The organism is Deinococcus cellulosilyticus NBRC 106333 = KACC 11606, from assembly GCF_007990775.1.
Classification (GTDB): Bacteria; Deinococcota; Deinococci; order Deinococcales; family Deinococcaceae; genus Deinococcus_C; species Deinococcus_C cellulosilyticus.
Map to the genome: position 1 here is coordinate 74,101 of NZ_BJXB01000026.1, position 9,612 is coordinate 83,712.

Below are 9,612 nucleotides of genomic sequence, written 5' to 3' on the forward strand. Positions count from 1 at the left end.
CAAAGGCAGAAGGCCAGAACCCATGCAGGCCCTGCAAAACCCATTTTCTGCAGAGCAGTGAAAACCATCAGGCCCACAAAGCCTGTCAACCCAACACAACCTCTGACTTGCCCTCAGATTTCTGGTTCACCCTGTGCCGTTTGTTTTTTGCCTTCTGCCTTCTGCTTTCTGCTTTCTGCCTTCTGCTCCCCCTGCCATCGCCTCCACCCCGATCTTCGGACAGAAACCCTTCATCAGGCATCCCGGGCAGTTGGGTTTTCGAGCAAAACAGACACGTCTGCCATGAAGAATCAGGGAGTGGTGCAGGAAAATCCATTCTTTTTTTGGGAAGACTTCCATGAGGTCTTTTTCAACTTTGTTGGGGTCCATTTGCTCTGAAAGGCCAAGTCTGCGAGCAAGCCTGCCCACGTGGGTGTCCACGGCGATGGCGGGCATGCCGTAAACGTTGGAGAGCACCACATTGGCAGTTTTCCTGCCTGCCCCGGGAAGGGCCAGAATGGCTTCAAAGTCGTTGGGCACCTCGCCATCATGGCGTTCCACCAGAAGCTGGGAGAGCCTCACCACATTGCGGGCTTTGTTGTGGTGCAGGTTCACATTCATCATGTACTGCTCCACATCTTCAGGGGTGGCTTTTGCCATGCTGAAGGCGTCCGGGTAAACTTCGAAGAGTTTGTCGGTGGCAATGTTGACACTCTTGTCGGTGGCCTGCGCGGACATCACCACCGCAACCAGAAGCTGGTATGGACTGCCATATTCCAGTTCGGTTTTGGCATCAGGGTACAGGGTTTTCATGGCCTTGAGCACCTTTTTTGCCCTGGCCTTTTTTTCGGTGAGGACATCTGTTCCAGAGGTCATATGGGTCATGATAGCGAATCTGGTGCAGCAGGACTCCAGCAAAACCTGCAAATGGGCTTTGTGGTTTCAGAGAATGGAAAATCCCTGCTTTTGAGGTCAGGGACAGAAGTTTCAGAACTGCTTGATCAGGAAATGCAAGCGTCAGTTAGACGCGGCTCACCAGCCTGCGGAAAAATGCGCCAAAGCCGGGTCTGGGTTTGGTGAGTTCAGGAACCGGAGCAGGTTCCACCACAGGTTCGGGCTCGGGAGGCAGCTCAGGTGAAATCCACACCCCCCCGAAGCGCTTCAGGGCATGTTTTGCGTTTTTGATGTCCGCTTCCTGAGAGTGGGCTTCGAGTGGATCGACCAGGCTCTGCAGCATGGCCTGCAGTGAAACATCTGTGCATTCCCACTTACCAGAGTGGTAAGTTGCTTCGTGACCGAATAGGCGAATCGTGGCGGGCATAGGACCTTCCCCCTTTGACGGTGCATTCCTGATTGGGTGAACGCAGTGTACTATACGCGAGGTAAACCACTCAAGGGCTTTTCGTCCCGATATAAAACGCTGAATCTTTTGTGAGGACGCAAAAACCGCCCTTTTTGGGCGGCTTGTAGGGGATTTCACCTGTAAGAATTCACTCAAGATGAAGAACCAATTGAGAAAGTACAGAGGCTGAACGGTGACACCTGCTCAGCTCAATCGTAAACCAGGATGCCTGCATCGGTCAGGCGATCCCGGACGTTTTCGCTTCCCTCACCCACCACGCGGATCACAAAACGGCGACGCTGGTACTGGCTGCCAGAGGTGGCCACAGAAATGATGTTGGAGGGTTTGATGGCCTCGATGGCACGGTTGAGGCTACCAGGCACGTCTGGCACGTCGATCGTGATGCGTTCTCCCCCTTCCTGCAGTCCCATGATCTGGGTGAAGGCACGCAACACATCGGTGATGGTGATCATGCCGACCAGGTTGCCCTCTTTGTCCAGAACGGGCATTCCACCGATTTTGTGTTCCTGCAGGCGCAGGGCAGCATCTTCCATGAATTCATGGTCGAAGGCTGTCACCACCGGAGAGGCCATCACTTCATCCACCGTGAGTTTTGAAAGCAGGTAGTTCAGTTCCCAGACCGACAGGGTGGTTGCCTTGGAGGGCATGGCGTCTTTGAGGTCTTTGTCGGTCACCATGCCGATCAGGGCACCATCTTTCATGATGGGCAGGCGTCTGAAGTGGTGGGCTCCAAGAAGTTTCAGGGCTTCCAACACCGGGGTATCCGGCGAGACCACAGTCGGGTTGGGTGTCATCCAGTCACGTACGAGCATCAGGCTCAGCCTCCTTTGTCTTGTCCTGTATAACACAATCATGAAAGATGAAGGAGGGGGGAAACAAGTACATTCGCACTTCATGTTCCTCAAACTGCATTCAAGTATCCTCACAAGCATGAAAGGTTCTAAACTGTTCGCTGTTCTGGCGATTGCTTCTGCCGCTTTCCTTGGCTCCACCTTCAAGGCCCAAAACGCCCCGACCAAAATTGGTCTGGTCGATGTGGACGCCGTTTTTGCTGCTCATCCCAAATACAAAGATCTCACTGAACTTGGTGACAAAGCCAACGCCGAAATGGACCAGTTGAGAACCACCCTGAAACTTGCAGACCTGCAAACCAAGGCGGCTGCTGCCAATGCTTCTGCCAAAGAAAAGCAGGATTTTAAGACGGCCAAAGACGCCTATGACGCTGCCGCAAAAAAATGGCAGACACAGATCAGTGCTGTTCAGGACCCGGTGGACACCGATGTCAACCGCGCAATTGCCAACGTGGCCAAAGCCCAGGGGTTCAGCGTGATCCTCAGCCGCAATGCTGCAGCCAAAACTGGGCTGGTGATTTACGCCGACGAGCAGGCCACCAACCTGACCTCTGATGTGATGAAAGCGCTGAAATAATGCGCCGTGCCCTTCTCACTCTGACGCTGCTGCTGGCAGGTCCGGGTCTGGCCCAGAACACCTCAACCAAAATTGGTTTCATTGATGTGGACAAGGTCAAGGCCCAACATCCTTCCTACAAGGTGATCAGCCAGCTCGAGAAGGAGGCCGCCAAGGCCCTTGATCCGCTCCGCAAGAAGATTGTCAGTCTGCAGAACACCGTGGGCACCAAAAAGCCCACCAGTGCTCAGGAGAAGCAGTACAAGGACCTGCAGACGCAGTACAACACCACTGCAGACAAGTACCAGAAGCAGCTGAAACCCAAGCTGGATGCCATGGCCAAAAGCATTGATGCTGCAATCAAGAAAGTGGCTGTGGCCCAGGGGTTCAAGATTGTGATGAACAAAGCTGTGGCGGCCTCTTCTGGCATGGTGGTCTATGCAGACGAAAAGTCCACCGATCTGACCGCTGCTGTCATCAAAGCCCTGAAGTGATCTCCTGCACAACAGAACACCCGGAAGTCCGGGTGTTTTTTGGTTTCAAGTGCAATAATGACTGATCATGAATGGTGCTCTTGATGGCCTGGATTTTCTGAATGTGAACCTCTCCCTGATCAATGCAGGACTGTTTCTGCTGCAGCTGATCTGGAGCATTTTCTTTCTGCGGTCCCCCAGGGTGCCCGCAGGATTTCACTACCTCAATTACCTGATGTACCTGTTGACCGGTGGGGCAGTGCTGCTGCACTTCTACACCACAGCTTCCGGTCATGGGATTCCTTCTGGCCGGACAGGTGCCCACCTCAGGTATGTGATCTGCCAGTTGCTGACGGTGGTGGCTGCCCACCTGCTTTCCACAGGCAAACTCACCGAAGCGAAGGTTGGAACCCGATTCATGTGGCTGATCACCCTCTTTGGTCTGGGGGTGGCTTTTGAGGCTGCAAGGGTCTACGTCACCCAGATGGTGCAGTGACCTGACCCCATGAAGGAAGTGTTTCCCCACATCCAGCAGGTTTTTGGTGAGGTGAAGGTACTGGAATCCAGCCCTTTTCCCAGCGGCATGGCTTTCCCGATCCATCGTCTGAAGCTCAGGACCCCTGAAGGACCTCTGGATGTGGTGGTCAAACTCTACCCTGCTGGTTTTCAGGCCGCTTTTGAAAGAGAAGCCCGGGCCTTACAAACCCTGCCTGTGCATCAGGTGCCTGTCCCTGAATTGCTGGGCACATCAGAACTTGCAGACAGCAGTGCCCTGGTCATGGAATGGATTGAGGGCTGTCCGTTGATGGATCTGCTGGATCAGGAGGGCTGGATGCAGCGTTTTGTGGAGCAACTGGTGCAGATTCACCTGCCAGTTGAAACGCTGCAGCTTCAAAACAGAAGTGAACATGCTGAACGCTGGCACTCTCGTTTTGAAAATGGTTTTCAGAGCCAGTACGCAGGGGTTCTGGCCTGGGTGGAACAGCACTTACAAGATGCTGCTGCACTGGGTCCAGTGCTGCTCCATCAGGATTACCATCCCTGGAATGTGCTGGTGCGTCCTGCTGGAGGTCTGGTGGTGCTGGACTGGGACTGGTCGGTGGGAGACCCGCGTGAAGATGTGGCCTGGACCCGCTTCATCCTGCAGAAAGCCAGCCGTCCTGAGCTGGCAGAAGACTTTACACAAGGTTACTGTGCCCTGGTTCCCGAAGCCCGCGATCACCTTGAAGTGTTTGATGTGCTGGCCCACCTGAGATGGTTGCAGATGCTGGACCGACCCTCGGCCAGGGGACCCATCACCGAAGAGATCCGGCAGTGGATTGAGCATCTGAAAGCAGAAACCCACCAGTTGATCCAGACCATCACCGGGATTTCTGTGACACAGGGCAACTGACCTCAAAAAGCCCTCTGGATTTCCAGAGGGCTGGCAAGGGCTTCAGATATTTGGTGCTTCAGTCATTTGAGGTAGGTCAGTCCAGTGCGGTCCACCACTTTGCCAGGAGCAGGGGTCATTGCAGTGCTGAGCACATACACCCTCAGGTTGCCCTTCCCTGGTGCGTTGATGGAAAGTGACCCGTTGCTGACGGTTTTCACATCTCCGGTGACTGCATCGGTGTAGGTGCCATTGGGAATCCCGGTGAAGGTGGCGTCTCCTGACACAGCAACCAGTGCAAAGCTGTCTGTGGTGCTGCTGGTGAACCTGCGCTTGAAGGCCATGGCCCCACCAGAGACCCCTTCCAGGCTGTACTGGCCTTTCTGGAGGGCCGGGACAGCACGGCGGATCAGGTTGAGCTGTCGGATGTGCTGGGCCAGGGGGTGCTCCAGCGTGGTGGCAAGGTTGCCCGTGGCCCCGCTGTATTTGCCGAAGTTGCTGACGCTCACAGATCCTGTGATGTTGTTGCCAAAATAGGCCCTTCCGGTCTGTTCGAGGGGTTTGTTGGGGCCCACATCGATGACCATGCCCTTCTTGAACTCCACTTCAGAGCCGTAGTACAGGGTGGGGATGCCACGGAAGGTGAACATCAAACTCAGGTTCTCGGCCCACACGTCCTGGCCCAGACTGAACCGCTGGTTTTCGGGAGCACCATCTGGAGCATAGTCGTGGCTGTCCACGTAAGTCACGTTCCAGGTGGCGTCTGCATAGTACTGGTCTCCTCCAGTGGCCACACCGAAAGCATCTCTGGCATTGGCAAAATTCCAGTGCATGGGGAAGTCGATGACATCCATGCCGCCACGCAGGCTGTTGTTGACTGCACGGTAATTGTTGCCGTTCAGGAGGTGGTTGGTGCTCGTGGGCTGGGTGGAGACGCTGGTGTTGTCGTTCCAGTGCTGCAGGGTGGAAGCTTCATTGACCAGACGATCCGTGCTGCTCCAGGGATAGGATTTGCTCTCGGCCCAGGTGTAGAAGGGGGTGGAGACGGCAGGAATGCCGCTGTTCCAGACCTGACGGTAACGGGTTGCGACCTCTCCGAACATGTAGAAGTTCGGTCCGCCTCTGGCTTTGAAGGCCGGGTTGAAGACCTTGTTGAAAGTGAGCCTTGAGATGTGCTTGACCGTGTCCACCCGGAAGGCATCCACACCCATGTCAATGTACTTGTTGTAGGCGTCAACAATGTAGTTGTAGGTGGTGGGATTTTCGGTGTTGAGGTCCACGGCATCTCCGGCAATCTGTCCGGTCTGCACGGTGTAGCTTTCCCAGGACAGAGACTTCTCGTGGTGGTAGATGCCAGAGGTGTCCTTGCTGTCCTCTTTCATGGCAGTGATGCGGGCCTGATACTGGGCGGCAGGGGTCAGGGTGCTGTAGTTGGAGGGCAGCAGTCCAGCAGGGGCAATGTTCAGCAGGTTCGCAGCGGTGTCAGGTTTGGTGGGGTCTTTCTTGAACATGGGGTAGAGGTTCTCTTCCCCGAAGTTGCCCGTGTGATTAAAAACCACGTCCTGCACGATTTTCATGCCGCGCTTGTGCACTTCGTCGATCAGGGTCTGGTAGCTGATGCCCTGCGAGAGGTATCTGGGGTCCACTTCTTTGAAGTTGCTGGCGTGGTAGCCGTGGTAATCGTAGCCGGAGATGTTCTTGACCACAGGTGTGACCCAGATGGCACTGAATCCCAGGGCTTTGATGTAATCCAGCTTTTCAATGAGGCCTTTGAAGTCTCCCCTCCAGCAGGGGTCTCCGGTGTTGCCTGCCGTACCGTCATCCCAGCAGTAGGTGTTGTTGGAAGTGTCCCCATCGTAGAAACGGGTGGTCATCACGAAATAGATGGACTCTTCACGGAAGTCGGTGCGGGCTGCAGGTTGCAGGGGCACTCCAGAGGTGGTCAGGCCCGTGGATTCGGTGCCTGTGCTGTTCACAGCGACCACTTTGAAGTTGTAGGTGCTTCCTGCAGTCAGACCACCCACAGTGTAACTGGTGGCATTCTTGTCCAGGGGTGTGGAGGTGGCCAGAGTATAATTGCTTTCGCTGCTGAGTTTGCGGTACACCTTGTAACCTGTCACCTGACAGTCACTGGAGGCCGTCCAATTGAGTGTAAAACTGTTGGGGCCAGCAGAGCCATTCAGGCTGCCAGGGTTGCCCACGGGCCCGGTGGTGCAGGCCGGTGGGGTGGCTGTGACCACCACACCAGAGGACTCGGTGCTGCCATCGGTGCTGGTGATTTTGAAGTGGTAGGTGGTGCCTCCAGTCAGCCCGGTGGAGATGTACGAGGTGGACGTGGACCCGAGGGTACCCTGCAGGGTGTAATTGGTTTCGGCACTGGTCTTGCGGTAAACCCGGATGCCACTGACCCGGCAATCACTGGGTGCAGTCCAGGTGAGTTGAACCTGTCCGGTGGTGGCATTTCCTGCAGCATTCGTGGGATTGGTCAGGGCTCCAGAGGGGAGGGTGGGTGCTGTCACCCATGACATGGTGTTGCCGTCGTACCAGCCATCTGCTGTTCGGTTGGTGAGGTCAGCCGTTTTTGCTGCGGTGTTCGCAGGGTCCACGAACAGTGCATTCACGTTGGTGGCCCCACTGAAGGTGTATCTGGACCAGCCGCAGCCTTCGGGTGTGGTGGCCACACCTGGCCAGGTGGTGTTGGCCATGGCCGGGCTTGCTGTGACAGACCAGTAATGAATGTTGGCGTTGCTCCATCCTGCAGGTTTCTTGAAATGCAGGGTGATCCCACCTGGAGGTGTGACAGGGGTGGCTGTTGCAGTGGCTCCGCTGGATTCGGTGCCTGCGCTGTTGACCGCCACCACTTTGTAATTGTAGGTCGTGCCATTGGTCAGACCTGTTGCGGTGTAGGTGTTGGTGGTTTTGGCCAGAGCAGTGGTGGTCAGCAAAGTGTAGGTGGTCTGGGCACTGGTCTTCTGGTACACCTTATAACCTGTCACCTGACAGTCTGCAGAGGCCGTCCAGGTCAGCTTGACCTGTTTGTCGCCCGCCGTGCCTGTGAGGGCTGTGGGGTTCCCCACTGTGGTGGTGTTGCTGCACACAGGTGAGGTGTCACTCCAGGTGCTGCTCGAAGGGTCGTACCAGCCTTCCTTGACCACCCTATAAAGGTCTCCGGTTTTCTGGGCTGTGTTGTTTCCATCGACAAAGAGCAGATTGGCCGAAGAGGCATTTGCGAAACTGTATTTGAACCAGCCATTCCCTTCGTCGATCATGGTGACGCCTGGGAAAGTGCTGTTGGCAATGGTGGGTTGTGCTGCGACATTCCAGAAGTGGATGTTGGCTTTCCCCCAGCTGGCAGGTTTCTTGAAGTGCACAGTCAAACCTGCTCCGGCCACATCGGGGTTGGTCTCGTACCAGGTGGTGCCATTGAACCAGCCATCGCGGTTGCGGGACAGGTCAGCGGTTTTCTGGGAGGTGTTGCCAGGGTTCACAAAGAGCAGGCTGCTGGAGGTGGCATTGGGCAGGGTGTAGGTGTACCAGCTGTTTCCTTCACTGGTCATGGACAGTCCAGGCCAGGTGGTGCCTGCCAGTGCCGGAGAGGCAACGGTATTCCAGTAATGGATGTTGGCTCCGGTCCAGGTGGAGGGCTTTTTGTAATGGACCTGCAACCCTCCTGCGGCGTTGCTCTGGACCTGCTCCAGTGTGGAGGTCTGGCTTGAGCAGGAACTCACCACCAGTGCGAGGGTGAGCAAGAAAGCCCCTCCCATCATGCGTTTGTGCATCATGCTTTCCTTTCAGCCCAGGTGAGGGCAGGCGGCAGGAGTTCTGCCCCATCCTCAGATGACGGCTGGTTGTGATTTGGTATGGCTTGATTAAATACCTGCAGCAGAACGAAGTCAAGGCATTTCTGGAACTGCTTCCAGAAATGTCCATACGCCTCATCTTTCTCATGTCGGCAGTGTGTCTGTATTGTGATAGTTATTTATGTTTGGATTTCTCTGTCCATCTGTCGAATCGATACTCTTCATGGCAAGAAAACAGCCTGTACAAGGCTTTCTGGACGACTGGATTTTGAATTCGTTCTCAAAAAGCAGCACCTGAGAAGAACTCTGTAAGACAATTCCTGCAGAATGGGAAGAACAGAAACATCTGAAAACCCTCAAAGATTAAGACCAGATGAAGATCTGGCCCTCTGCCCCTTTCCCTTTCCAGCTTGGTTTTTTCTGGAAACAAAGATTTTTGATGAAAGTAAGGTGAGAAATCCGTCTTTTTCGGATCTGGCGCAGAAAACCGCCGTAATTCTTTCAGAAAGCCCTTCAGGGGCTACAGGACAGCTTTTCGCTTTTACACATTTCAGAAAAACCCCTGAAATCTTGAAAGAATTTCTGAATGCCCGGGTTTCTTTCGGAAATTTCCACCAACAGGGTCAAACGTGAAACGCCATCAAAAATAATTTTTCGTTGTTCTGGGCGAATATTTTGCAATACTCGAAAACTTTAACAACAATTTGAGCAAACGCTCTCTTGACAACGCTTTCAAATCATGATTCACTATATGCACACCAACTGAAAGATACCTGAAAGCGTGTTCCAAAGGGGGACCGTGTGCGCGAGACTGTGACCTTAAACCATGTTGCCCGAGAAGCTGGAGTTTCCCCCAGCACCGTCTCGCGGGTGATCAATGGCACCGCCCAGGTGGCCCCTGAAAAGCACAAAGCTGTTCTGGAAGCCATTCAGCGCCTCGGGTACAGCCCCAACGTGCTGGCCAAAGGTCTGGCCCAGGGCAAATCCCTCAGCATTGGTGTGGTGACCCAGGAAATCTCCAGTCCTTTCTATGGAGAAATCCTCAAAGGCATCGAGCAGGGTCTGGACGGCAGTCCTTACCACCCCATTTTTGCCAGTGGACACTGGCGTGCAGACCGCGAGAAAGAAGCCCTGCGTGTGCTCAGTGGCAGACGCGTGGACGCCATGATCGTCCTGGACGGTCTGGTGCCCGAGCGTGAACTGATCCTGCTGGCCAAG

Annotated in this window: 10 protein-coding genes; 6 read left to right on the forward strand and 4 right to left on the reverse strand. The window is 54.8% G+C overall.

From position 1 onward, the window contains the following. Positions 1-126: 126 nt before the first annotated feature. From nth to DC3_RS22780, 3 genes are all read right to left on the reverse strand, one after another. Complete coding sequence (gene nth / locus DC3_RS22770) at positions 127-864, reverse strand: endonuclease III (protein WP_371863445.1); 738 nt, start codon at positions 862-864, stop codon at positions 127-129. A gap of 136 nt (positions 865-1,000) precedes the next feature. After that, on the reverse strand, positions 1,001-1,300 hold the full coding sequence (locus DC3_RS22775; RefSeq protein WP_146888738.1) for a hypothetical protein: 300 nt from the start codon (positions 1,298-1,300) through the stop codon (positions 1,001-1,003). A 230-nt stretch (positions 1,301-1,530) separates the two neighbouring features. Continuing rightward, positions 1,531-2,154 carry a CBS domain-containing protein gene (locus tag DC3_RS22780; protein ID WP_146888740.1) on the reverse strand — a complete coding sequence of 208 codons (624 nt, stop codon included), beginning with the start codon at positions 2,152-2,154 and terminating at the stop codon, positions 1,531-1,533. Between the two features lie 118 nt (positions 2,155-2,272). Between DC3_RS22780 and DC3_RS22785 the strand changes: the two genes are divergently transcribed. The 4 genes from DC3_RS22785 to DC3_RS22800 all read left to right on the forward strand — a co-directional run bounded on the left by DC3_RS22785 (position 2,273) and on the right by DC3_RS22800 (position 4,615). Beyond that, positions 2,273-2,770: an OmpH/Skp family outer membrane protein gene (locus DC3_RS22785; protein WP_186816199.1), complete on the forward strand. Its 498-nt coding sequence runs from the start codon at positions 2,273-2,275 to the stop codon at positions 2,768-2,770. Continuing rightward, positions 2,770-3,243 (forward strand): OmpH family outer membrane protein, encoded by a 474-nt coding sequence (locus tag DC3_RS22790; protein WP_146888745.1) that lies wholly within the window; start codon positions 2,770-2,772, stop codon positions 3,241-3,243. Before DC3_RS22785 ends, DC3_RS22790 begins: the two co-directional genes overlap by 1 nt. 67 nt (positions 3,244-3,310) lie before the next feature. Continuing rightward, complete coding sequence (locus tag DC3_RS22795) at positions 3,311-3,718, forward strand: hypothetical protein (RefSeq protein WP_146888748.1); 408 nt, start codon at positions 3,311-3,313, stop codon at positions 3,716-3,718. A gap of 9 nt (positions 3,719-3,727) precedes the next feature. Continuing rightward, on the forward strand, positions 3,728-4,615 hold the full coding sequence (locus tag DC3_RS22800) for a phosphotransferase family protein (RefSeq protein WP_146888751.1): 888 nt from the start codon (positions 3,728-3,730) through the stop codon (positions 4,613-4,615). A gap of 62 nt (positions 4,616-4,677) precedes the next feature. On the opposite strand, the gene DC3_RS22805 is transcribed toward DC3_RS22800, so the two are convergent. After that, on the reverse strand, positions 4,678-8,376 hold the full coding sequence (locus tag DC3_RS22805; protein WP_146888754.1) for a starch-binding protein: 3,699 nt from the start codon (positions 8,374-8,376) through the stop codon (positions 4,678-4,680). 345 nt (positions 8,377-8,721) lie between these two features. On the opposite strand from DC3_RS22805, the gene DC3_RS22810 reads away from it, so the two are divergent. After that, positions 8,722-9,027 carry a hypothetical protein gene (locus DC3_RS22810; RefSeq protein ID WP_146888757.1) on the forward strand — a complete coding sequence of 102 codons (306 nt, stop codon included), beginning with the start codon at positions 8,722-8,724 and terminating at the stop codon, positions 9,025-9,027. A gap of 168 nt (positions 9,028-9,195) precedes the next feature. Beyond that, the coding region (locus DC3_RS22815) for a LacI family DNA-binding transcriptional regulator (RefSeq protein ID WP_146888760.1) at positions 9,196-9,612 on the forward strand (417 nt) is incomplete at its 3' end.